The sequence below is a fragment of the Pannonibacter sp. I15F10I1 genome (assembly GCF_900185665.1).
GTDB lineage: Bacteria > Pseudomonadota > Alphaproteobacteria > Rhizobiales > Stappiaceae > Pannonibacter > Pannonibacter indicus.
The window spans coordinates 179758-202609 of record NZ_FYAN01000008.1; the positions used below are offsets into that span (position 1 = coordinate 179758).

The 22852-nt window shown below is 63.2% G+C and carries 20 protein-coding genes; 10 read left to right on the top strand and 10 right to left on the bottom strand.

Annotated elements, in window-relative coordinates; all coding sequences use genetic code 11:
• Positions 1 to 71 precede the first annotated feature (71 nt).
• From hflK to IF10I1_RS06765, 4 genes are all read left to right on the top strand, one after another.
• A complete protein-coding gene (hflK, locus tag IF10I1_RS06750; RefSeq protein WP_050474215.1) occupies positions 72 to 1271 on the top strand; it encodes an FtsH protease activity modulator HflK in 1200 nt (399 codons plus the stop codon).
• A complete protein-coding gene (gene hflC / locus IF10I1_RS06755) occupies positions 1271 to 2212 on the top strand; it encodes a protease modulator HflC (protein ID WP_058899368.1) in 942 nt (313 codons plus the stop codon). The genes hflK and hflC overlap by 1 nt, the downstream gene beginning before the upstream one ends.
• The gene (locus IF10I1_RS06760) at positions 2209 to 2394 is read left to right on the top strand and encodes a DUF2065 domain-containing protein (protein WP_019964455.1); all 186 of its coding nucleotides are present in this window, start codon (positions 2209 to 2211) and stop codon (positions 2392 to 2394) included. The genes hflC and IF10I1_RS06760 overlap by 4 nt, the downstream gene beginning before the upstream one ends.
• A 135-nt stretch (positions 2395 to 2529) precedes the next feature.
• A complete protein-coding gene (locus tag IF10I1_RS06765; protein WP_186391067.1) occupies positions 2530 to 4032 on the top strand; it encodes a Do family serine endopeptidase in 1503 nt (500 codons plus the stop codon).
• A gap of 299 nt (positions 4033 to 4331) precedes the next feature.
• Here the strand turns inward: IF10I1_RS06765 and IF10I1_RS23080 are convergent, their stop codons facing one another.
• Entirely contained in the window at positions 4332 to 4466 is a 135-nt protein-coding gene (locus tag IF10I1_RS23080; protein WP_256387630.1) for a hypothetical protein, read from the bottom strand.
• 3 nt (positions 4467 to 4469) lie between these two features.
• On the opposite strand from IF10I1_RS23080, the gene IF10I1_RS06770 reads away from it, so the two are divergent.
• Complete coding sequence (locus IF10I1_RS06770; protein WP_186415092.1) at positions 4470 to 7361, top strand: bifunctional diguanylate cyclase/phosphodiesterase; 2892 nt, start codon at positions 4470 to 4472, stop codon at positions 7359 to 7361.
• Between the two features lie 27 nt (positions 7362 to 7388).
• Here IF10I1_RS06770 and serB read toward each other — a convergent pair whose 3' ends face one another.
• The gene (serB, locus tag IF10I1_RS06775) at positions 7389 to 8282 is read right to left on the bottom strand and encodes a phosphoserine phosphatase SerB (protein WP_186391065.1); all 894 of its coding nucleotides are present in this window, start codon (positions 8280 to 8282) and stop codon (positions 7389 to 7391) included.
• A 37-nt stretch (positions 8283 to 8319) separates the two neighbouring features.
• Here serB and miaA point away from each other — a divergent pair, with 37 nt between their 5' ends.
• Positions 8320 to 9249 carry a tRNA (adenosine(37)-N6)-dimethylallyltransferase MiaA gene (gene miaA / locus IF10I1_RS06780; protein ID WP_186424410.1) on the top strand — a complete coding sequence of 310 codons (930 nt, stop codon included), beginning with the start codon at positions 8320 to 8322 and terminating at the stop codon, positions 9247 to 9249.
• A 123-nt stretch (positions 9250 to 9372) separates the two neighbouring features.
• Entirely contained in the window at positions 9373 to 9921 is a 549-nt protein-coding gene (locus IF10I1_RS06785; protein ID WP_186391063.1) for a GNAT family N-acetyltransferase, read from the top strand.
• A 106-nt stretch (positions 9922 to 10027) separates the two neighbouring features.
• Here the strand turns inward: IF10I1_RS06785 and IF10I1_RS06790 are convergent, their stop codons facing one another.
• From IF10I1_RS06790 to IF10I1_RS06810, 5 genes are all read right to left on the bottom strand, one after another.
• Positions 10028 to 10372, bottom strand: coding sequence for an antibiotic biosynthesis monooxygenase (locus tag IF10I1_RS06790; RefSeq protein ID WP_186391062.1), 345 nt, complete (start codon positions 10370 to 10372; stop codon positions 10028 to 10030).
• A gap of 166 nt (positions 10373 to 10538) precedes the next feature.
• Positions 10539 to 12095, bottom strand: coding sequence for a 2-isopropylmalate synthase (locus IF10I1_RS06795; protein WP_186391061.1), 1557 nt, complete (start codon positions 12093 to 12095; stop codon positions 10539 to 10541).
• 350 nt (positions 12096 to 12445) lie between these two features.
• Positions 12446 to 13357, bottom strand: a complete 912-nt coding sequence (locus IF10I1_RS06800) for a PhzF family phenazine biosynthesis protein (protein ID WP_050474206.1) — start codon at positions 13355 to 13357, stop codon at positions 12446 to 12448.
• A 120-nt stretch (positions 13358 to 13477) separates the two neighbouring features.
• Positions 13478 to 14641, bottom strand: a complete 1164-nt coding sequence (locus tag IF10I1_RS06805; protein WP_186391060.1) for a GNAT family N-acetyltransferase — start codon at positions 14639 to 14641, stop codon at positions 13478 to 13480.
• Positions 14642 to 14788: 147 nt separating this feature from the next.
• Positions 14789 to 15694, bottom strand: a complete 906-nt coding sequence (locus IF10I1_RS06810; RefSeq protein WP_055453937.1) for a pirin family protein — start codon at positions 15692 to 15694, stop codon at positions 14789 to 14791.
• 216 nt (positions 15695 to 15910) lie between these two features.
• Here IF10I1_RS06810 and IF10I1_RS06815 point away from each other — a divergent pair, with 216 nt between their 5' ends.
• Genes IF10I1_RS06815 through IF10I1_RS06825 form a run of 3 tightly spaced genes read left to right on the top strand, consistent with a single transcriptional unit; the run spans position 15911 to position 18582 of the window.
• Positions 15911 to 16837, top strand: a complete 927-nt coding sequence (locus IF10I1_RS06815) for an ABC transporter ATP-binding protein (protein WP_058899378.1) — start codon at positions 15911 to 15913, stop codon at positions 16835 to 16837.
• Positions 16834 to 17595 (top strand): ABC transporter permease, encoded by a 762-nt coding sequence (locus IF10I1_RS06820; RefSeq protein WP_186391059.1) that lies wholly within the window; start codon positions 16834 to 16836, stop codon positions 17593 to 17595. Before IF10I1_RS06815 ends, IF10I1_RS06820 begins: the two co-directional genes overlap by 4 nt.
• 30 nt (positions 17596 to 17625) lie before the next feature.
• Entirely contained in the window at positions 17626 to 18582 is a 957-nt protein-coding gene (locus IF10I1_RS06825) for a D-alanyl-D-alanine carboxypeptidase family protein (RefSeq protein ID WP_244284546.1), read from the top strand.
• A gap of 289 nt (positions 18583 to 18871) precedes the next feature.
• On the opposite strand, the gene ilvC is transcribed toward IF10I1_RS06825, so the two are convergent.
• From ilvC to IF10I1_RS06840, 3 genes are all read right to left on the bottom strand, one after another.
• Positions 18872 to 19891, bottom strand: a complete 1020-nt coding sequence (gene ilvC, locus IF10I1_RS06830; protein WP_050474202.1) for a ketol-acid reductoisomerase — start codon at positions 19889 to 19891, stop codon at positions 18872 to 18874.
• 77 nt (positions 19892 to 19968) lie between these two features.
• Positions 19969 to 20610, bottom strand: coding sequence for a TetR/AcrR family transcriptional regulator (locus IF10I1_RS06835; RefSeq protein WP_082439926.1), 642 nt, complete (start codon positions 20608 to 20610; stop codon positions 19969 to 19971).
• Positions 20611 to 20747: 137 nt separating this feature from the next.
• A complete protein-coding gene (locus IF10I1_RS06840) occupies positions 20748 to 22667 on the bottom strand; it encodes a potassium transporter Kup (protein WP_371341214.1) in 1920 nt (639 codons plus the stop codon).
• Between the last annotated feature and the right edge of the window lie 185 nt (positions 22668 to 22852).

Here is a 22852-nt window from a genome sequence, read left to right on the forward strand (position 1 = left end):
CCCCCAGCAGGTCAGATACAACAAGTTCAACCAGGGGACAGGAAACCTGCCCCCCGAAGAAGGATGTCTTGATGCCTTGGAGCAACCAGAGCGGTGGCGGTGGCGGCTGGAAGGGGGGCGGCGGAAACGGCGGTCCCTGGGGCGGCGGCGGTGGCGGCAATAACGGCGGACCGTGGGGTTCCGGCCCCAATCGCAGTGGTGGCGGCAATCCTCCCGATCTTGAAGAACTGCTGCGCCGGACGCAGGACCGGATGAAGACGGTTCTGCCGGGCGGTGGCGGCAACTTCGGCGTCAAGGGCATCCTGCTGGCAGGCGTCGTGCTCGTCGGCGGCTGGATGCTGACGGGCTTCTACAGCGTGGCACCGGATCAGGTGGGCGTGGAACTGGTGCTGGGCAAGGTCTCGGGCCAGACCCAGCCGGGCCTCAACTACAACTGGCCCTATCCGGTCGGTGAGGTTTACAAGCCGGAAGTCCTGCGCCTGCAGGAAATGACGATCGGCATGCAGGAACGCGTCTCCGGCGGCACGCTGCGCACGGTGGACGTGCCGGAAGAAAGCCTGATGCTGACCGGTGATGAAAACATCGTCGACGCTGACTTCAAGGTGCAGTGGCGCATCAAGACGACGACCGAGGGTGTGGCCAACTATCTGTTCAACATCCAGGATCCCGAAGGCACCGTGAAGGCGGTTGCCGAAAGCGCGATGCGTGAAGTTGTGGGCGGCTCGGACATCGACGCCATCCTCACGGAAAACCGCGCCCCGATCCAGGTTGCCGTTCAGAACCTGATGCAGACGACGCTTGATGACTATCAGGCGGGTATCGACATCGTCAGCGTGCAGATGCAGAAGGTTGACCCGCCGCAGCAGGTCATTGATGCCTTCCGCGACGTTCAGGCCGCCCGTGCCGACCAGGAGCGTATCCAGAACGAAGCGCAGACCTATGCCAACCGCATCGTGCCGGAAGCGCGCGGTGAATCGGCCCGTGTCATTGAAGCGGCGAACGCTTACCGCGATCAGGTCATCGCCGAGGCGACCGGTCAGGCCCAGCGTTTCACCAAGATCTATGAAGAGTACCGCAAGGCGCCGGATGTGACGCGTGAACGCCTCTATCTGGAAACGATGGAGCGGGTGCTTGGCAGCAATGCCAAGATCGTCATCGACCAGAAGGCGGGCGAGGGCATGGTGCCTTACCTGCCGCTCAACGATCTCTTGGGCCGCGGAACCAGCCAGCCGCAGCAGCCGGCAGTGCGTAACGGCGGGGGACAGCAGTAATGAAGAACGGTGTTCTCGGTTTTCTCGGGGTCATCATCGCACTCGCGCTGACCGTCCTCTATCTCTCCATCTACATCGTCAACCCGGCGCAGCAGGCGCTTGTTCTTCAGTTCGGCAAGGTGGTTTCCGCCACCCAGCAGCCGGGCCTGCATTTCAAGATCCCGCTGGTCCAGAACGTGGTCTACATCGACCGCCGCATCCTGGACTTCAACATGCCGCCGCTGGAAGCCATCGCATCGGACAAGAAGCGTCTGGTGGTGGATGCGTTTGCCCGTTACCGCATCTCCGATCCGGTCCGGTTCTATCAGCGCGTCAACAACATCAACGCCGCCAACCAGCGCCTTTCGACGCTGCTGCAGGGCGCGCTGCGTGACGAACTCGGCCGTTCGACCTTCACGGCCGTTGTGCGTGACAACCGCTCGCAGATCATGACCCGCATCCGCACGCTCGTGTCGGCTGCAACGGCTGATCTTGGTCTTGAGGTGGTGGATGTGAAGATCCGCCGAGCTGATCTGCCGGAAGCCAACAGCCAGGCCGTGTTCTCGCGCATGCAGACCGAGCGTGAACGTGAAGCGACCGAAATCCGCGCCCAGGGTGAAGAGCAGGGCCGCCGCATCCGTTCGCGTGCCGATCGTGATGCAACGGTTCTGATCGCCGAAGCCCGCCGTGATGCAGAAATCCTGCGCGGTGATGGTGATGCAGAACGCGGACGCATCTTTGCCGAGGCCTTCAGCGAGGATCCGTCCTTCTTCACCTTCTACCGCTCCATGCAGGCGTATGAAGCAGGTCTGAAAACCGGTCAGACGAGCTTCGTGCTGTCGCCCGACTCCAGCTTCTTCCGGTATTTCAATGATCCGGCCGGGGCTGCGGCAGCAGCGGCTGCACCTGTGCAGATGCCGCTCCAGGCACCGGCCGCCGGTGCTGCACCTGCGGGGCAATGAGCGATCTGATAACAGCCATTGCCCTGGCGCTGGCGCTGGAGGGAACCCTCTATGCGCTGGCGCCAGGGCGCATGAAAGCGATGCTGCGCAGCGTGCTTGATATGGATGACAGCGTGTTGCGCGGCGTTGGCCTTGCCGCATTGGCTGCCGGTGTCTTCGTCATCTGGCTGGTTCGCGGCTGAAGGATTTTTTGCCTCTCGGAAATGTCATGGCGCCAGTCCGATTGCTGTCGAACTGGCGCCATGTTTGCATATATCGTTAGAGTGATTTCGTGACCCGGGCATCTGCCCGCCCGATGGTATGGAGGAAAGCGGCCGATGGCCCGTATTTTCAAAGCTCAAACCTTCTCCCGCGGAGCCCGGACGGCAGCCGCCGCGATGCTGGCGGCCTTTGTTGCAGTGTCGCCGGCCCATGTCGCGCTCGCGCAGGGGCCAGCTTCCGTCGCCGATCTGGCGGAAGGCCTTGCCGATGCGGTGGTGAACATCTCGACGGAGCAGACCGTTCAGGCCCGCCGGTCGATCCCCATGCCGAAGCTTCCGGAAGGCTCTCCCTTCCAGGAGTTCTTCGACGAATTCTTCAACCGCCAGAACAACGATGAAGGCGGTGAGGGGGGCAGATCTCCGCGCCGGGTTCAGTCGCTGGGCTCCGGCTTTGTCATTGACGGCACCGAAGGCATCATCATCACGAACAACCACGTGATCGAGGATGCGGACGAGATTACCGCCAATTTCAACGATGGCTCCAAGCTCAAGGCGGAAGTCATCGGCGTTGACGAAAAAACCGATATTGCCGTGCTGAAGGTGACGCCGGTAAAGCCGCTGAAAGCCGTTGAATTCGGCGACAGCGAGGTGATCCGCGTCGGCGACTGGGTGATGGCTATCGGCAATCCCTTCGGCCTCGGCGGCACGGTCACCGTCGGCATCGTCTCCGCCCGCAAGCGCGATATCAATGCCGGCCCCTATGACAACTTTATCCAGACGGACGCTGCCATCAACCGGGGCAACTCGGGCGGCCCGCTGTTCGACATGAATGGCAAGGTCATCGGCATCAACACGGCCATCATTTCCCCGTCGGGCGGCTCGATCGGCATCGGCTTTGCGATTCCCTCCAACACGGCAACCGCCGTGATTGCGCAGCTGCGCGAGTTCGGCGAGACCCGCCGCGGCTGGCTGGGTGTGCGCATTCAGGAAGTGACCGACGAGATTGCGGAAAGCCTGGGCATGGACAAGGCCATGGGCGCGCTGGTTGCCGGTGTATCCGATGACGGCCCTGCAGCCGCCGCCAAGATCCTGCCAGGGGACGTGGTCGTTGAGTTTGACGGCAAGCCGGTTCCGGCGATGCGTGACCTGCCGCGCATGGTGGCCGACACGGCCATCGGCAAGGAAGTGGATGTTGTCGTGCTGCGCAAGGGCGAGCGGGTGACGCTGAAGGTGACGCTTGGCCGCCTTGAAGAGGCAGATGCAGCCGGTGCGGCTGAGGAAGAGAAAAAGCCGGCAGAGGAAGAGCAGAAGACCAGCGAAGTGCTGGGCATGAAGCTGGCGGTTCTCGACGATGCCCTGCGCGAAAAATTCCAGATCAATGCCGAGGTTGAGGGCGTTGTCGTGACCGAGGTGATCGCTGGCAGTTCCGCAGAAGAGAAGCGGATCCAGGCAGGCGACACCATCAAGGAAGTCGCCCAGGAGCCGGTCAAGACGCCCGAAGAAGCTGCTGCCCAGGTCGAGAAGCTGAAAAAGGGCGGCCGGAAGTCGGCGTTGCTGCTGCTGGCCAATCCGAACGGAGAGTTGCGCTTCATTCCGGTGCGGATTGAGGAACAGAAGTAAAATCAGGCTCTTGTCTTATCTTACCTGATCGGGGCGCGGACATGTTCCGCGCCCCTTGCTTTTGATATGCAACCTTTGAGTGCCTCTGTTCCGGAAGGGTGTTGTTAATGACGCTACGTTACTTTCTTGTTTGACGTATGTTTTTTACGAAACGTATAGCAATTTATACGAGTGTTATCCTGGTCAGGGGCTCGCTTTATCCGCTGCCATGGATTGGGGCGGCGCAGGTGGTGTTTTGAGTGTTGTTTGTCTGAGGCAGGAACTCCAGATGGGGTAGGTTCTGGATGCGCTTTTGGTTTTCATTGCCTGTGCTCCTGCGATTTCAGCGCCTGCGCATTGCTGTTGCCGGTTTCGGCGGCGTCCTTGTTCTCCTTATCCTGAGCCTCGGTCTTGTCAGCATCCGGCAGATGCAGGCGGTGTCCGGCGGCATGCATCTGATGAGCCAGGCGACAGGCCCGCTCTATGTGGATGCGCTTCGCGCAACGGCCAGCGTCCAGCAGATTGCCGGCCTGTCGCGGACATTGATTGATGAGTGTTTCTTCCGCACGGGCGGAGATCCGGCGCTTGCAGCCTTCAATCTGCGGTCAGTCGACTATTCCGAGCTTGATGCGCTTGATATGTCGATCCGGCAGCGCAATCTCGAGACGCTGGGCCAGGACGCGATCCGGGCGCGGGATGATTTCAAGAGAATTCAGGGCGAGGTTCTGGCCGTCTGCGACCAGCATATTCTGAACTCTCAGGAGCGCAGGCGCGTCGAGGAGCGTATCCGCTTCAACTTCAAGCGCATGAATGCGACGCTGGACAGGCTGCTGGAACAGGTGGATGGCGCAGTCGCGCTTGACGAGCGCAGCATGCGGGAGATGATCGGCAAAGCTGATGGTCTTGAGGCAGAGAGGGCGCGGCTCGGTTCAGCCATGGTGGAGAACTGGCCGGTTATTCGTCTTGCCTATGACCTGCGCAAGGAAGTGGAGCGGTTCGATGCCAGTCTTCTGGGGGACTGGTATGCGGCAGGCACGCGCAATCTTGGCGAAGCGATCCAGAATCAGAATCTCGCAGCACAGGGCATTGGAGCGATTTCCCGCCAGCTGATGCCCTGGCTGGAGGCTCAGTCTTCTTTTCCCCGGACACGGCCGCTGCGCGATGCAATCCGCGCCGTATCCAGCGAGGTGGATGCTGGCGGTCCGCTGGAGGCCGTTCTGCAACAGGCAATTACCATCGACCGGGCCCGGACGGATGTGATGCGCCTGCTGCGGCTTTCTGAATACCGGCTGACGAAGGCGGTGCAAAAACTTGCCATCTGGGCGCGTGAGCAGAATGAGGATACCACGGCGATGATCACCCGGCGCATCGATGCCGGGATGTTCACGATTCTCGCGGTGGCAGCCTTTGCCTGCCTCGCCTGTATCGGAGCCGTGCTTGCCTTTGGTGCTGCCGTGGCGCGGCCGGTCGAACGGCTTACGCGCCATGCCAGAGCCTTGCGGGATGCGGGTGATGCCATCCATCCGGTGCCGGAGGATCTGATCAGGCGCCCGGACGAGATCGGAGAACTGGGGGCGGCGTTTGACAGCCTGATGCAGTCACTGGAGGCTGCGCGGCAGGATCTGCTGGCCTCATCCCGCCAGGAGGTGAAGCAGCAGTTCGACCGGTTGTCCTCGGCGGTGGAGAGCATTCCGCAAGGGATCCTGATGTGCGGGCCGGATGACCGGGTGATCCTTGCCAATGGCAACTTCCGTGCATTGTTTGATCTGTCCGAGGCGGCGGTTCAGCCCGGCACCACCCGGGCCGGGGTTGTTTCAGCCTGCATCGGGCAGGGGGCGCAGGTGATTGCCGACGAAGGCCCGCAGGATCAAAGGCTGGCGGCCGGGCTGCAGGTGACGCGCAAGCGTATCGTTCAGGTGCGGGACGAACGCACCATCGTGGTCACCATTGCCAGGACGGAAGAAGGCGGGTCAGTCGCGGTTTATGAAGACGTGACGGAGCGCCAGCGGCAGGAGCAGCGCATTGCCCATCTTGCCCATCATGACTCCTTGACCGGCCTTGCCAACCGCATCCTGTTCCGGGAAAAGGCCGAGGAATATGTTGCCAGCAGCCTTGCGACCGGCCAGCCGACGGCGCTGCTCTATCTCGATCTGGACCAGTTCAAGACGGTCAACGACACACTGGGGCATCCGGTGGGCGACCGGCTTCTGGTCGAGGTTGCCGTGCGGCTGCGGCAGGCGATTGGCGAAGAGGACCTGATTGCCCGGCTGGGCGGCGATGAATTCGCCATCGTGCTGCACGGCCGGCGCAGTCCGGCGCAGGCAGCGGACATGGCGGACCGGATCATCGATGCCATCGGCCAGCCTTTCGATATCAGCGGGCAGTGCATCTTTGTCGGCGTCTCCATCGGCATTGCCATCTCTCCGCAGGATGGGGAAGACGCGGACACGCTTCTCATGCATGCGGATATGGCGCTGTACCGGGCCAAGCAGGACGGGCGCAACATCCACCGTTTCTTCGAGATGGCGATGGATGCCCAGATCCAGCAGCGCCGGGAACTGGAGCTCGACCTGCGCTCGGCCCTCGCGGAGGACCAGTTCCAGCTGCATTATCAGCCGCTTTATGGCCTCAACCATGGTCAGATTGCGTGTTTCGAAGCTCTGATCCGCTGGCCGCACCCTGAACGCGGCAACATTCCGCCCTGTGAGTTCATTCCCATCGCCGAGGAAACCGGGCTGATCAGCGCTATCGGCTCCTGGGTCCTGAAACAGGCCTGCCGTGAGGCTTCATCCTGGCCCTCGGACGTGCGGGTGGCCGTCAATATTTCTCCGGTGCAGTTCCGCACGCGCACATTGGTCCTCGATGTCCTGGCGGCGCTTGGCGCATCGGGCCTTCCGGCGAGCCGTCTGGAAATCGAAATCACCGAAGGTGTGCTGCTGCAGGATACGGAAGCGACGCTTACGACCCTTGAAGAGTTGCGGAGCCTTGGCGTGCGTATCGTCATGGATGACTTCGGCACCGGCTACTCGAGCCTCAGCTATTTGCAGAAGTTCCGCTTTGACAAGGTGAAGATCGACCGGGCCTTTGTTCAGGACATTCATGAGGGGGAAGACAAGCGGGCCGTGGTGCGGGCCGTTACCAGCCTTTGCGCCAGTCTCGGAATTGAAACGACTGCAGAAGGGGTGGAGACGGCAGCCCAGATGGAGGCCTTGCGCCGGGAAGGCTGTTCGCAGGCACAGGGCTTCTTCATTGGACGCCCCATGCCTGCGGCCGATGTCCTGCAACTCCTCAAGACGAGTGACACGCCGCAAAAGCAGGCCAGCGGCATGCCGGTGCGTATCCCGGCCTGAACAAGGCCCGCCTGAGCAAGATACGCCTCAGGCGGCGAAGTCCTGCAAGCGGTATCCCTGAATGAAGAGCAGCGCCGTCAGGTCGCCGTGATCGACTCGCATGTCCGCTTCCGCCGCCACCTTCGGCTTGGCGTGATAGGCAACGCCCACACCGGCACGGGCGATCATGGCCAGATCATTGGCACCGTCACCCACAGCCATGGTCTCGCCGAAGGCAAGCCCCTTCTCCGCCACCAGTTGCTCAAGCCGCTCGCGCTTGGCTTCGCGGCCAAGGATCGGCTCGCGCACCGTGCCGGACAGCTGGCCTTCCGCGTGCTCCAGAATGTTGGCGCGGTTCTCGTCAAAGCCGATGCGCTCGGCCACCGGGCCGGTAAACAGGGTGAAGCCGCCTGAGACCAGTGCGCAATAGGCGCCATTGGCCTTCATCGTACGCACCAGCGAAACAGCACCGGGCATCAGGGTGATGCGCTTGTCCAGAACATCGGCGACGGCGGCGACCGGCAAGCCCTTGAGCAGGCCGACACGCTCGCGCAGGGCGGGTTCGAACTCGATTTCGCCGCGCATGGCGCGCTCGGTGATGGCGGCGATATGGTCCTTCAGGCCGAGTTCTGCCGCCAGTTCGTCGATACACTCCTGTCCGATCATGGTGGAATCCATGTCGGCGATCAGCAGCCGCTTGCGCCGGCCTTCCGCAGGCTGCACAAAGACGTCCACCGGGCGGTTGCCGGTCAGTGCGCGCAGGCGGGCTTCCACGTCACGGGCGGGCAGGTCCAGCCCCACGGAGAGATCGGCGGCAACGCCGGGAGAGAGAAGGGCAGGGGCAGCTGCACTGTTCAGCAGGCGGGCTGCTTCGGCCAGAAATGTGTCATCAAGGGCCGGGGAAGCCGGATTGGAAACGAGCGTGGCAACCAGAGACGGCATCGGGGAACCTCTTGAAAGGGCAGAAGGCCGGAGCAACATGGCCGGAACAGCAAAAACCGCGATCCTGATAGCCGGGCCGACGGCCAGCGGCAAGTCGGCATTGGCCATTGAGCTGGCCCGTGCCGCCAATGGCGTAGTGATCAATGCCGATTCCATGCAGCTTTACCGTGAATTGCGGCTGGTGACGGCGCGTCCCTCCGCCGAAGACGAGGCACTGGTGCCGCACCGGCTTTACGGCTGCCTGCCTGCCAGCGAGGCCTTTTCCACCGGTGCCTATCTCGATCTGGTGCGCGGTGAGATTGAGGCTGTCCGGGCGGCGGGCAAGCTGCCGGTGCTGGTTGGCGGCACGGGGCTCTATTTCCGGGCGCTGACCCAGGGCTTTGCCGAAGTGCCGCCGATTCCTGCCGCCATTCGGGAGCAGTGCCGGCGGCTTGCCACGGAGGGCGGCATTTCAGCCCTTCGCTCAGAGCTTGCCCCGCTGGATGCAGAAGCCGCGGAGCGGCTGATGGACCTGCAGCGCCTGACAAGGGCGCTGGAGGTGGTGCTGGGCACCGGCCGGACGCTGGCAGACTGGCAGGCCGAGGCGCATGGGACGCCGCTGCTGGGGCCGGAAGGGCTGGTGAAGGTGGTTCTCGCCCCGCCGCGCCCCTGGCTGCATGCGCGCATTGCGCTGCGCGCGCAGATGATGCTGGCCCCCGAAGGCCTTGCCGAAGTGGAGGCGCTGTTGGCGCTGGGGCTTCCGGATACGCTGCCGGCCATGCGGGCCATCGGCATTGCCGAAATCGGCGCGCTGCTGCGCGGGGAATGCAGCCGGGAAGAGGCGCATTTCGCCCTGACGGTGGCGACGCGCCGGTATGCCAAGCGGCAGGAGACCTTTTTCCGCGGGCAACTGGCCGATTGGCCGCGCCGGGATCCGCAGGCTCAGGATCTGGCTTTGCTAGCGCGTGAAATCCTCAATGATTTCTGATGGTTGTCAAACTGTCAGGGAACTGTCGCCGGATTGTCGTCAAACAGCCCTTTAAAGCGCACAATCGCTCTCTATCTCCTCGTCCCGTCAAAAATAACGATGAGGACGAAGGGAGAATGCGCAATGCAGGATACCGTACTGGCGACACGCCGTTTACGCCTCGTACCCTTCACGCCGGACGATCTGGATGAGCTGAAAACGCTTCATGCAGATCCGGAAGTGAACGCTCATCTCGACATCAGCCGCCGCTTTTCCCGGCGTGTGCCGGACGATATCTGGCTGGCGAGCCGTCTGGTGGATTACGTCACCAGCCATGCGCTGCAGGGCTTCGGCGTGTGGAAGGTTCTGGCCAAGGACGGCACCTTCATCGGCCGGGCCGGCTTCGAACCGCATGAACCGACCTCCGAAATCAGCATGGAGATCGTCATCGGCCGTCCGCACTGGGGGCAGGGCCTTGCCAGCGAGCTGTCTCCGGCGCTGGTGAACTGGTTCTTCCTCAACACCTATTACAGCCACCTGATCTGCCTCGTCGCCCGGGGCAATGCGGCGGCGCGCAAGGTGTTGCACCGGGCGGGGCTCAACTGGCGGGAAACCCGCTGGTCCTGCGGTCTGCCCTGTGACGTTTACCAGATCCTCAACCCGTCGCTGCGGCGGCTGGTGGCGAACGGATGATACCAACTCGCGATGAGCCCGCCTCATCGAGAGTTGGTCAAGCCCGTGCGGCGCCTGAGCAATTTGAAGGCTGATGCGGCAGCATCGGAAGCCTTGGTATGCGACATCACCCGTGCAGGGCGCGGCTGTCCTCGGGGGCTTGCGTACGGTCTTCGAGGCCATAATCGCGAATGACGGCGGCAACGCGCAGGCGGTAGCCCGCGAACATGCGGGTCCGCCCGGCGGTTTGCGCGGCCCGGTGGCTGGCAAGGCTGCGCCATTCGGCAAGGGCTTCCTCATCGCGCCAGAAGGACAGGGAGACAAACTTGCCCGGTGTGGTCACGCTTTCAAAGCGCTCCACCGAAATGAAGCCGTCGATCTTTGACAATTCGCTTTTCAGTGCGCCCGCAAGATCAAAGTAGGCGGAGACATGCTCCGCATGCGGTTCGACTTCAAAGATTACGGCAATCATGGCTGGCTCCTCCCGGCTGGCTCTGGCTTGCGAGCATGGCACGGTTTGCAGCCGGATCAAGGCTGGAACGGGCACAGCAGTTTTTCCCTGTGGGAGAGCATGAAACGGAAAGCCCGGCACCGCAGATGCGGCGCCGGGCTTTCAGAAAGTCAGGCTTGGCAACAGATCAGCTGGCCTTGAGCGCGCCCGGGTTGCTGGACTGCTGGCGCAGGTTGAGGCGGTTCATCGCCGCCACATAGGCGCGGGCAGAGGCCACCAGCGTGTCGGTGTCGGCGCCCTTGCCGGTGGCGATGCGGCCATTGGCTTCGAGGCGGACGGAGACTTCCGCCTGCGCATCCGTGCCCTCGGTCACCGCATGCACCTGATAGAGCGACAGGGTGGCGTTGTGCGGGCAGATGGCGCGGATGGCCTTGAAGGTCGCGTCCACCGGGCCGTCGCCCGTGGCTTCCCGGGTCTCGTGGCGGCCGTTGATGTCCATGGTGAGGATGGCCTTCTGCGGACCGCCGGTGCCGGCAATCACAGTGAGCGCAATCACCTTGGCGCCTTCGCCGGAGGTGGAGATTTCATCCTCGACCAGCGCCTCGATGTCCTCGTCATAGACGTTCTTCTTGCGGTCGGCGAGGTCCTTGAAGCGGCGGAAAGCCTCCTGCAGGGCGTTGTCGCCGAGCTCGTAGCCGAGTTCCTTCAGCTTGTCCTTGAAGGCATGGCGGCCGGAATGCTTGCCCATGACGAGCGAGGTCGCCTTCACGCCGACGTCCTCGGGGCGCATGATCTCGTAGGTTTCGGCGTTCTTGAGCATGCCGTCCTGGTGGATGCCGCTCTCATGCGCAAAGGCATTCTTGCCGACGATGGCCTTGTTGTATTGCACGGGGAAGTTCGACACGGCCGACACCAGCTTCGAGGCGCGGGTGAGGAACTTCGGCTCGACGTTGCAGCCATAGGGATAGATGTCGGAACGGGTGCGGATCGCCATGACGATCTCTTCCAGCGCCGCATTGCCGGCACGCTCGCCGAGGCCGTTGATGGTGCATTCGATCTGGCGCGCGCCGCCAGCCACACCGGCCAGCGAGTTGGCAACAGCGAGGCCAAGGTCGTTGTGGCAATGAACGGAGAAGATCGCCTTGTCCGCATTCGGCACGCGGTTGCGGATCTGGGCGAACATGTCGCGGTACTCGTCCGGGGTCGAATAGCCGACCGTATCGGGCAGGTTGATGGTGGTCGCGCCAGCCTTGATGGCGGCTTCCACCGTGCGGCAGAGATAGTCGATCGGCGTGCGGGTGGCGTCCATGGCCGACCATTCCACATCGTCGATGAGGTTGCGGGCACGGGCCACCGTGTCGCTGATGATGGCCAGCACCTCGTCCTCGGTCTTGTTCATCTGGTATTTCAGATGGATCGGCGAGGTGGAGACGAAGGTGTGGATGCGGCCGCGCTCGGCAAAGCGCACGGCCTCGCCGCAGCGGTCGATGTCGGCGTGGATCGCGCGGGCAAGACCGGCGATGACCGAACGCTTGGAGCGCTTGGCAATCTCGCGCACGGACTCGAAGTCACCGTTGGAGGCAATCGGGAAACCGGCTTCGATGATGTCGACGCCCATGTCGTCGAGCAGCTCTGCCACCTGGAGCTTTTCTTCCAGCGTCATGGACGCGCCCGGCGACTGTTCGCCATCGCGCAAGGTGGTATCGAAGATGAGGACCTGGTCCTTGGAGCCGGTGGTGGTCATGGGTGTTCCTTCCCTTGGTGTCTCCCGCCAGCCCTGATGTCATACCCTTGGTAGCGGGGTCTCGGACGGGAGCGATCAGACGTAATCGGGTGAGTTCGCTATCCCCTGAGAGCCCGCCCGCGCATGGGGCAGCCGACGCTCAGGGGCATCTAAGCAGAAGCAGCTTGCCAAGCAGAAGGGCGCGCGCGGAAAGGCCGCCACGCAGAAGCGCGGTGGTCTTGGAGCCAGTCATGTCGCAAGCGGCGATCATGAAATTCAGGGCCTTTCCCGTGCCGGCAGGGCGCCGGACATGCGTTAATTGCGAAATTGTGTAGCGGATGGGGCCGCCTCACGCAAGAGGGGAGTTCCCCTCAAACGAAAAGCTCGCCCCTTGCAACCAGAACGGCCTGCCCGCCGATGCGCACGGCATGGAGCTTGCGCGCGGCAATGTCGATCTCCAGATCGATCAGCGACGGGCGGCCCATGAAGAAGCCCTGCTCGATGCGGATGAAGTGGGTGCCGTTGGGAAGCGCGTCGTAGAACTGCACGACACCGGCAAAGGCAGCCGCCGCAGAGCCGGTTGCCGGATCTTCCGGAACCCCCATGCCCGGCGCAAACATGCGGGCGTGGAAGGCGCTTTCCTGCGAGCGGGTCTCGCGGCAATAGACATAGGCGTTGTTGTGGTCGTCATGGCCGAAGGCGGCAGCCCAGCGGCTCTGGTCCGGCTTGGAACGGGCGAGCGCTTCCAGATCCCGCACCGGCACATAGGTGAAGGCGGGGCCTACCTTGAAGCGGCTGGGCGTGTGATTCTCGAAGCCGATCTCGGATACGTCCAGCGACAGGGCGGCGGCGATCAGCTCCGGATTGACGGTCGGGCCGGCCGGCTCGGGCAGCTTCGGCACGTCAAATTCGGCAAAGGCGGCCGCGTTCTCGCGCAGGATGACGGCGCAGCGCACCGGCCCGATCTTTTCCTTCAGCACCACCACGGCATCCTGCTCGCCCTTCACCTCGCCGAAGCGTTCGATGGCAAGAAGGACAGCCGTGCCGACAGTCGGATGTCCGGCGAAGGGCAGTTCGGATTCGGGCGTGAAGATCCGGATGGAGGCGGACTGGCCGGGATTTTCCGGCGGGAAGACGAAGACGGTTTCGGACAGGTTGAACTCGCGGGCAATCACCTGCATCTGCGCGGTTTCGAGGCCTTCGGAGTCCAGAACCACGGCCAGCGGATTTCCGGCAAGCGCCTTGTTCGTGAACACATCAAGCACAGCGTAACGGCGTCCCATCAGCAATGTCTCCTGCAAGTTCCCCCGGCGCGCAGAGGCCGGTTCAAGATGAGGCCGGACTTTTGCATGGTTTCCGCAGCTTCGCCAGCCCGGCTTTTTCATCTTTGGTGAATGGAAAATTTACGATTGAGGCAACAGGCGGCGTGCAATGACGCGGGCATAGCCGGGCACTTTCAGCCCCTTGAGATCCCCCGCCATCCGCAGGATGACGATATCGGCCAGCTCCTCCTCCGGGTCTGTGGCCGCATGGGCGAGCATCCGTGCACGCAGTTCCTGCGCGGTGGCAGCAAATGTCAGTTCCTGCCCGATGCAGATGCGCTGGCCGTCGAACAGGGCAAAGAGGGCGCCTTTCCGGGCCGTGTTGATGTCCAGGCCCGTCTCCTCCAGCAGTTCACGGGCGATGGAGCCTTCCACATCGACGCTGCCGTCAGGCCTGAGGTCATTCAGATCGAGATTGCCGGCTGGCGGATAGCAGGACCCGTGATTGGCGGTCTTCGGCCCCATGACGCCATAAAGAAGCGCGCCGTCGCTGCTGCGCACGATGGCCGCACCGAACAGGTTGTAGGCCTCCCGGTCCGGAGCACCCCAGTCACGCCAGGCCAGAAAGGAGGCGTAATTCACCTCAGCGCAGCGGGCGGTGAGGGTGCCCCTGTCATGCTGCACCTGCAGCGTATGCAGTTTGCGCCCGTTCCACAGGTTCGGATTGGCGCTGGTGAGGCTCTGCCAGTGGGCGGCGATGGCTTTGGCTTCGTTCGCTTCGAAGGACCAGCCCTGCGCGCGCGACAGATGCATGGCAATGCCGCTTAACGGCAGGTACTGCGGCTCGAAGCTGCGCTCCATCATCGGAATGGGCTGATCCGGAACCATGGTGGAGGGGCGCTCGCTCAAGGTCCTGTAGCCCAGATGATGGTAGAAGGGCGCCGCATGCGGGTCGCTCTCCAGCAGGATGCGGTAGATTTCCTGATCGCGCGACAGATCCTCGATGGCCGACAGCAGCAGGCGGCCAAGGCCCTGGCCCTGATGCTCCGGCGCAACGAAAAGGAAGCCGAGATAGAAATGGTCCTGCCGCATTTCTCCGCCCGCAAAGGCAGCCGTGCGCCCCTCGCGCTCCGCAACGATCAGAAGCTGCGAGGTGATGGTGGCCGGAGATATGCGTTGCTCGGCGCGGAAGGCATCCATCACCGCCGCCGGATAGCCCCAGGAGGCTTTGGCCCGGTGCAGGATCTGCGTCAGTTCCGGAGCATCGGACAAACGGGCGCGGCGCAGGCTGAGGCTTGGAAACACTGGAAAAATCCACGGATGAAAAGAATAAAAGGGCACACTATGGCTAGCGTGCCCTTTTGTGTCCCGCAAGGGCGGGATCTGTTTCTTCCGTCAGTGGCGGCCTGCCTTTGCGGCTTGATGCCCGCTGTTACGGCTTGATGCCCGCTCTTACGGCTTGATGAATGTGCCGTTGCGCAGTTCCGTCACCGCCTGGATCAGCTCCTCACGGGTGTTCATGACGATGGGGCCGTGCCAGGCGATCGGCTCGCGGATCGGAGCGCCCGAGACGAGCAGAAAGCGCATGCCTTCCTCGCCAGCCTGCACCACCACCTCGTCACCCGCCCCGAAGATCACCAGCGTGCGGTTGCCGGTTTCGTCGCGGATGTAGATTTCCTCGTTGTCGAGTTCCTTCTCCGTTAGCACGCCGAAGGGCTTGGAAGCATCGGCGAAGCGGCCTGCGCCTTCAAAGATATAGGCGAAGGCCTGACGGCGGGTATCGACCGGCAGCCGCTTGGCGCGGCCCGGCGGAATGGTGATGTCGAGATACTGCGGATCGGCGGCAATGCCGTCCACCGGCCCGCGGCGGCCCCAGAACTCGCCGCAGACAACGCGCACGATGGTGCCGTCATCGTCCTGAATGACGGGGATGTCCTTGGATTCCACATCCTGATAGCGCGGCGCGGTCATCTTCAGGTTCGACGGCAGGTTGGCCCAGAGCTGGAAGCCGTGCATGCGGCCCTTGGCGTCGCCTTTCGGCATTTCCTGATGCATGATGCCGCGCCCGGCGGTCATCCACTGCACATCGCCAGCCCCAAGCGTGCCGGTGTTGCCGAGGCTGTCGCCATGGTCAACAGTTCCGGCCAGCACATAGGTGATGGTCTCGATGCCGCGATGCGGATGCCAGGGGAAGCCGGCGAGATAATCGCGCGGGTTTTCATTGCGGAAGTCGTCCATCATCAGGAACGGATCGGTCAGCTCGGGGTCCTGAAAGCCGAACACGCGGTGCAGATGGACGCCTGCGCCTTCCAGCGCAGGGGTGGTGCCAGAAATCTGGCGGACGGGACGGATGGACATGGCAGCCTCCGGATATCTTGTGAAGTTGTCCTGAAGATAGGCCGCGCCGGGGCAGGGGCCAAGGGCGCGTATCCATACACAGTGTTCAGTCTGGGTGAACGGCGCGGTGAACGGTGGAGTGCTGCAAATTGCGGCAAAGGGGTTTAAACAGGAGTGCAAAGTGCACATATCCTGCGTCATCCTGCCACAGCCATTCCCTCCTGCACGGACCCCGCCATGCAACCGGCCATTTCCATCGAAGCCCTTTCCAAGATTTATGACAGCGGCTTTCAGGCGCTGAAGTCAGTCGATCTGTCCATCGGAAAGGGGGAGCTTTTTGCCCTGCTTGGGCCCAACGGGGCTGGCAAGACGACGCTCATCTCCATCGTCTGCGGCCTTGTGCGCGCGTCATCCGGCCGTGTTCTGGTCAACGGCCATGACACGGTCACCGACTTCCGCGCCGCCCGCCGTCTGGTCGGGCTGGTGCCGCAGGAACTGACGACCGAATCCTTCGAAACGGTCTGGGCGACGGTCAGCTTCAGCCGGGGGCTTTTCGGCCTGCCGAAGAACCCGGGCCATATCGAAAAGATCCTGAAAGACCTGTCCCTGTGGGACAAGAAGGATTCCCGCATCATGACCCTGTCGGGCGGCATGAAGCGGCGCGTGCTGATTGCCAAGGCGCTGGCGCATGAGCCGCAGGTGCTGTTCCTCGACGAGCCGACGGCAGGCGTCGACGTGGAGCTGCGCCGCGACATGTGGCAGGTGGTGCGGCGGCTGAAGGAGTCCGGCGTCACCATCATCCTCACCACCCACTACATCGAGGAGGCCGAGGAAATGGCCGACCGGGTGGGCGTGATCAACAAGGGCGAGATCGTTCTCGTGGAAGAAAAGAACGCCCTGATGAGCAAGCTCGGCAAGAAGCAGCTGAGCCTGCAGCTGAACGAGCCGCTGGCAGCGGTCCCGGAAAGCCTGTCTGCCCATGATCTGGCGCTGGAGGATGAGGGCAGGGAGCTGGTCTATACCTATGACACCCAGGGTGAGCGGACCGGCATCACCAGCCTGATGAATGACCTGCGGGAGGCCGGCATCGCCTTCCGCGACCTGCAGACCCGGCAGGATTCGCTTGAAAAAATCTTCGTCAATCTGGTGAGGCAGTCCCAATGAACCTTCGTGCAATTCAGGCCATCTACATGTTCGAGATGGCCCGCACCCTGCGGACGCTCTTCCAGAGCATCGTCTCGCCGGTGATTTCCACCTCGCTCTATTTCATCGTTTTTGGTGCGGCGATCGGCTCGCGCATTCAGGAGGTGGACGGCATCAGCTACGGTGCCTTCATCGTGCCGGGGCTGACGATGCTGTCGCTGCTGACGCAGAGCATTTCCAACGCCTCCTTCGGCATCTTCTTCCCGCGCTTCACCGGCACGGTGTTCGAAGTGCTGTCGGCACCGGTCTCCTATCTGGAAATCGTCATCGGCTATGTGGGAGCGGCGGCCACCAAGGCCATGCTGGTGGGGGCGATCATCCTCATCACGGCCAGTCTTTTCGTCGATCTGCACATCCAGCATCCGGTCTGGATGGTGCTGTTCTTCGTGCTGACATCCGTCACTTTCGCGCTGCTCGGCTTCATCATCGGCATCTGGGCGCGCAATTTCGAGCAGTTGCAGTTCGTGCCACTGCTGATCGTCACACCGCTCGCCTTCCTCGGCGGCAGCTTCTATTCGATCCGCATGCTGCCGGAGTTCTGGCAGACGGTGACCCTGTTCAATCCGGTCGTCTATCTCATCTCCGGCTTCCGCTGGAGCTTCTACGGTCAGGCGGACGTTGGGGTGGAGCTGTCGCTGGCGATGACGCTTTTGTTCCTGGTGCTTTGCCTTGGGGTGATTGCGTGGATCTTCAGGACCGGCTATCGCCTCAAGTCATGATCCGGCTGACAAGGTGAGAGAGTGCCCGGCGTGACTGCATCCGTTTCCCATTCGACGGCCGCCCTGCGTGTTCTGCGCGCCGGGCTGGCTGGCCTTGCCATCCTTGCATTGGCTGCCTGCCAGAGCGCGCAGCAGGCCTCGCGCCCGCCCGCCATGGCCGCTGTTGCCGCCGTGCCCGCAGTGCAGGCCACGGCAGCTCCGGCGCCGCTGGCGGTGTCACTGGCGCCTGCCAAGGCCGAAGTGCGCGGCAAGTCGGTGCTGGTGGTGGATATGGCAACGGGGCAGGAGCTGGACAGTTTCAACGCCGACGCACCGCGTTATCCGGCCTCGCTGACGAAGATGATGACGCTGTATCTCTTGTTCGAGGCGATCGACCGGGGCGAAATTTCCCTCGACAGTCAGCTTCCGGTCTCTGCCCGTGCCGCCTCCCGACCGCCTGCCAAGCTGGGCGTCGGTGCCGGTGGCTCGCTGAGGGTGGAAGAGGCGGTGCAGGCGCTGGCGATCCGTTCAGCCAATGACATGGCGGTGGCGGTGGCCGAACAGCTTTCCGGCAGTGAGGATGCCTTTGCCGCAGAGATGACGCGCAAAGCCTTGCAACTCGGCATGAGCCGCACCCGCTTTGTCAATGCTTCCGGCCTGCCCGACACCCGGCAGGTGACCACAGCACGCGACATGGCTACGCTGGGGCAGGCCCTGCGCCGCCGCTTCCCGCAGCACATGCATTACTTCAGCGCCCAGTCCTTCCAGTTCCGCGGCCGCACCATCGAGGCAACCAACAAGCTGCTGGGCAAGGTTCCGGGCGTTGATGGCCTGAAGACCGGCCACATCGACATGGCCGGTTACAATCTTGTCGCCACCGGCCGCCGCAACGGCCGCCAGTTGATGGTCGTGGTCATCGGCGGGGCAACGGAAGCTGCCCGCGACCAGGAAGTGACCGCGCTGTTCGAGCGGTATTTCGCCTCTGGCACTGCGAGCCTGATGAACTGATCTCAGTTGCCGGACTTTACGCCAGCAACGCAAATGGGCCCGTCAGTGACGGGCCCATGAGGTTGATGACAATCACACGACCTCTCCGCGTCATCCCGGCCAAGCGTAGCGCGAGCCGGGACCGGTGAGCCGGGGTGCAAGTTGGTTCGTAGAGCCGGCAGGCCTTGACCCACCGGTACCGGATCTCCGCTTCGCTACGTCCGGTATGACGATCGAGGGGGGGGCAGCAGTCTGATGGGCCCGTCAGTGACGGGCCCATCATTTTGTTCGCTATGGCCTGACTTCAGGATCAGTTGCGGGTCTTGTCGACCAGCGCGCCCTTCTTGATCCACGGCATCATGCCGCGCAGCTTGGTGCCGACTTCCTCGATCTGGTGGGCGTCGTTCAGACGGCGGGTTGCCTTGAACTTGGCGGCGCCTGCACGGTACTCCTGCATCCAGTCGGAGGTGAACTTGCCGGTCTGGATGTCGGTGAGGACGCGCTTCATCTCGGCCTTGGTCTCGGCGGTCACGATGCGCGGGCCGGTGACATATTCGCCCCACTCGGCGGTGTTGGAGATGGAGTAGTTCATGTTGGCAATGCCGCCCTCATAGATGAGGTCGACGATGAGCTTCACTTCGTGCAGGCACTCGAAATAGGCCATTTCCGGAGCGTAGCCGGCTTCCACCAGGGTCTCGAAACCGGCGCGGATCAGCTCGACGAGGCCGCCGCACAGAACGGCCTGCTCGCCGAACAGGTCGGTCTCGCACTCTTCCTTGAAGGTGGTTTCGATGATGCCCGAACGGCCGCCGCCAACGCCGCAGGCGTAGGACAGGCCGAGGTCAAGGGCATTGCCCGAAGCGTTCTGGTGAACGGCCACGAGGCACGGCACGCCGCCGCCCTTCTCGTATTCGCCGCGCACGGTGTGGCCCGGGCCCTTCGGCGCGACCATCAGCACGTCAACGGTGGACTTCGGCTCGATCAGGCCGAAGTGGACGTTGAGGCCATGAGCGAAGGCAATGGCGGCGCCGTCACGGATGTTGGCTTCGATGTGGTCCTTGTAGATGTCGGCCTGCAGCTCGTCCGGGGTCGCCATCATCATCAGGTCGGCCCAGGCGGCAGCTTCAGCCACGCTCATGACCTTGAGGCCGTCGGCCTCGACCTTCTTGGCGGTGGTGGAGCCGGGGCGCAGGGCGACAACGATGTCCTTGCAGCCGCTGTCCTTCAGGTTCAGCGCATGGGCGCGGCCCTGCGAGCCGTAACCGATGATGGCGACCTTCTTGGACTTGATGAGGTTCAGATCGGCATCGCGATCGTAATAAACACGCATGGGTCTTCCTTTCTCCCGTTTATCCCTGCCGCAGGCGGTAAGCCGCTGCGGCGTTTTGCTTTCTCCGTCCGTCAGCGTCAGGCGCCGAACAGCCGGTAGAACCTGTCCACGGCCAGTGCGGCCTGTGCCTCGATGTCCTTCTCGCGCGGGCGCGGTGTATCACCCAGCATCTGGCGGATATGCTGGTCGCGCAGCGCAAGGCCGTAGAGCACCTGATAGGCCTCCTCGGCATCATCGAACTTGACGAAGCCGCGGAACCGGCCTGCTTCCAGCAGGCTGCGGGCCCGGGCGGAAATGGTATACTTGCCCTTGAGCAGCAACAGGCGGCCGAGCCGGGAATCATCCCGGTTGGACTGGCCGATGGCCAGCCGGTTCAGTGCCAGCGACGTCTCGCCGGAGAGAACCTCCAGCAGCTCGCGCACGAAACCGGTGAGATGGGCCTTGAAGGTCGTGGCATCAGTGGCGGCGGCCTCGGAAGCAAAATGCACCTTGCTGGCCTGATAGGCGACGACGGCGGCAAGCAGGCCATCGCGGTCACCGAACCACTTGTAGAGGCTTTCCTTGGAGCAATTGGCGCTGCGGGCAAGGCCTGCGGTCGTCAGGGCCTTCTCGCCACCTTCGACCAGCAGCTTCAGCGCGCATTCCAGCACGGCCTGCTGGCGCGGGGAAAAGGCGGCTGCCTCATCCGGCAAGCTGTCGTGAAGGTCTGCACTGGCCAAGGAACCACTCCGGAATTTCTGTACCGTACCGTACGGTTCATGGTTCTAGGCGAGCGGGAATGCGCCGTCAAGAGGGGAAGACGGGGAGGGGAGCGGAAACCGGGGCGGGCCCTTTCCGGCCCGCCCCGTCTCCAGGGTCAGATCACCACCTGCGTGCCGATTTCCACGACGCGGCCTGTGGGCAGGCGGAAGAAGCTGGTGGTGTCGGCAGCGTTGCGGGCCAGCTGGATGAAGACCCGCTTTGTCAGGCTGGTGAGGGGCGGGGCGGCGGCGGGAATGAGCGTGCGCCGCGACAGGAAGAAGGAGGTCGACATGATGTCGAACTTGATGCCCTGCTTCCGGCAGGCCTTGAGGGCCCTGGGAATGTTGGGGTCTTCCATGTAGCCGAAGTTGACCGTGAGCAGCTTGAAGTCATCATTCAGCGGTGTGATCTCCACCCGGTCGTCTTCCTCCACATGCGGCACCGGCTGCGTCTTCACGGTCATGATCAGGTTCTGCTGATGCAGCACCTTGTAGTGCTTGAGGCTGTGCAGCAGCGAGGTTGGCGCGCTTTCCTGGTCCCCCGTCATGAAGATGGCGGTGCCCGGCACCCGGTGCGGCGGGCTTTTCTCCAGCGAGGCGGCAAGGTCTGCCAGCGGGATTTCCATCCGGCGCGTCTTTTCGAAGAGCTTCCGGCTGCCGCGCGTCCAGATGGTCATCACGGCCAGAAGCACCGCCGCCATGAAGATCGATACCCAGCCGCCATCCATGAACTTCAGCATGTTGGCGGTGAGGAACGTGGCGTCGATGGCGGCAAAGATCAGTGTCACCAGCAGCACCGTCGGCAGCGGCCAGCCCCAGACACCGCGCATCACGAGCGCCAGCAGCAGCGTCGTCACCAGCATCTGGCCTGAGATGGCAATGCCATAGGCCGCCGCGATGGCGTCCGACGAGCCAAAGCCCAGCACCAGCGCCAGCACGCCGGCCAGCAGCAGCCAGTTGACCTGCGGCAGGTAGATCTGGCCCGATTGGGTTTCCGAGGTGTGGATCACCGTCAGGCGCGGCAGCAGATGCAGTTGCGCGGCTTGCCGCGCCATCGAAAAGGCACCGGAGATCACCGCCTGGCTGGCGATGACCGTCGCCACGGTCGCCAGCACCACAAGCGGCGTCTGGCCCCAGGCGGGCATCATCTCGAACAGCGGCTGGCTGATGGAGCCGCCTGTCTTGAGCAGATAGGCGCCCTGACCCAGATAGTTGATCACAAGGGCGGGGAACACCAGCACGAACCAGGTGTGGATGATCGGCTTGCGGCCAAAGTGGCCCAGATCAACATAGAGCGCTTCGGCGCCCGTCACGGCCAGAAAGGCAGCACCGGCCACCGCCAGGGCAACGCCGGTATGAGCCTGCGCGAAGGCGACGGCCTCCAGCGGATTGAGGGCGCGCAGGATGGCCGGATCATCCATGACATGCCCCGCGCCAGCGGCGGCGAGGCAGGCGAACCAGATCAGCATGACCGGACCAAAGACGGCCGACACCCGCCCGGTGCCGTAACGCTGGACCGCGAAGAGCGCGATGAGAATGCCGGCGGTGATCGGAATGATGTAGTCCTCGACCGCAGGCACGGTGAGTTCAAAGCCCTCGACGGCGGACAGAACCGAGATGGCGGGCGTGATCACCGCATCACCGAAGAACAGCGCCGCGCCGATGACGCCGAGGGAGACGACGACAAGGCGCATCCGTCCGGCGGCGGACTGGGCGAGAATGGCGAGTGACAGGGTGCCGCCTTCGCCCTTGTTGCCCGCACGCAGCACGATGAGCGCATATTTGAGGGTGACGATCACCGTTAGCGCCCAGACGATGATCGACAGGGAGCCGATGATCTCGGTGCTTGTGGGGGGCACGATTCCGCCATTCGTCGCGGCCCGCAGCGTCTCGCGCAGGGCATAGATCGGGCTGGTGCCGATGTCGCCATAGACCACACCGGCCGCGCCCAGCATAAGCATGCCGTGGCCGGATTTGGGGAGATGATGTTGAGGAAGACTTGCCTCGCCCTCTAGAGGGCCGTCGCTTGGGGTCATTGCTGACACTACCCCTGCTGTTTTGTCCGCCACCGGCTGGTGTCGTGCCGTCAGGATGAGCGGCAGAGCGGACTTTGCGGAACAGGAAACGCGGGAAAGCGCTTCCGGTTCCGGTCAGGGCCATTATTTAGCCCAAAGTTTGTCAGGCGCACAGATGCGGAAACGGGTATTCTTCAGCCCGGTTG

What these genes read in the sequence shown, in the direction of transcription:
- hflK (WP_050474215.1), top strand. Translation starts at nt 72, where the DNA reads ATGCCTTGGAGCAACCAGAGCGGTGGCGGTGGCGGCTGGAAGGGGGGC.
- hflC (WP_058899368.1), top strand. Translation starts at nt 1,271, where the DNA reads ATGAAGAACGGTGTTCTCGGTTTTCTCGGGGTCATCATCGCACTCGCG.
- IF10I1_RS06760 (WP_019964455.1), top strand. Translation starts at nt 2,209, where the DNA reads ATGAGCGATCTGATAACAGCCATTGCCCTGGCGCTGGCGCTGGAGGGA.
- IF10I1_RS06765 (WP_186391067.1), top strand. Translation starts at nt 2,530, where the DNA reads ATGGCCCGTATTTTCAAAGCTCAAACCTTCTCCCGCGGAGCCCGGACG.
- IF10I1_RS23080 (WP_256387630.1), bottom strand. Translation starts at nt 4,466, where the DNA reads ATGCATGCCGCCGGACACCGCCTGCATCTGCCGGATGCTGACAAGACC.
- IF10I1_RS06770 (WP_186415092.1), top strand. Translation starts at nt 4,470, where the DNA reads ATGAGCCAGGCGACAGGCCCGCTCTATGTGGATGCGCTTCGCGCAACG.
- serB (WP_186391065.1), bottom strand. Translation starts at nt 8,282, where the DNA reads ATGCCGTCTCTGGTTGCCACGCTCGTTTCCAATCCGGCTTCCCCGGCC.
- miaA (WP_186424410.1), top strand. Translation starts at nt 8,320, where the DNA reads ATGGCCGGAACAGCAAAAACCGCGATCCTGATAGCCGGGCCGACGGCC.
- IF10I1_RS06785 (WP_186391063.1), top strand. Translation starts at nt 9,373, where the DNA reads ATGCAGGATACCGTACTGGCGACACGCCGTTTACGCCTCGTACCCTTC.
- IF10I1_RS06790 (WP_186391062.1), bottom strand. Translation starts at nt 10,372, where the DNA reads ATGATTGCCGTAATCTTTGAAGTCGAACCGCATGCGGAGCATGTCTCC.
- IF10I1_RS06795 (WP_186391061.1), bottom strand. Translation starts at nt 12,095, where the DNA reads ATGACCACCACCGGCTCCAAGGACCAGGTCCTCATCTTCGATACCACC.
- IF10I1_RS06800 (WP_050474206.1), bottom strand. Translation starts at nt 13,357, where the DNA reads ATGGGACGCCGTTACGCTGTGCTTGATGTGTTCACGAACAAGGCGCTT.
- IF10I1_RS06810 (WP_055453937.1), bottom strand. Translation starts at nt 15,694, where the DNA reads ATGTCCATCCGTCCCGTCCGCCAGATTTCTGGCACCACCCCTGCGCTG.
- IF10I1_RS06815 (WP_058899378.1), top strand. Translation starts at nt 15,911, where the DNA reads ATGCAACCGGCCATTTCCATCGAAGCCCTTTCCAAGATTTATGACAGC.
- IF10I1_RS06820 (WP_186391059.1), top strand. Translation starts at nt 16,834, where the DNA reads ATGAACCTTCGTGCAATTCAGGCCATCTACATGTTCGAGATGGCCCGC.
- ilvC (WP_050474202.1), bottom strand. Translation starts at nt 19,891, where the DNA reads ATGCGTGTTTATTACGATCGCGATGCCGATCTGAACCTCATCAAGTCC.
- IF10I1_RS06840 (WP_371341214.1), bottom strand. Translation starts at nt 22,667, where the DNA reads ATGACCCCAAGCGACGGCCCTCTAGAGGGCGAGGCAAGTCTTCCTCAA.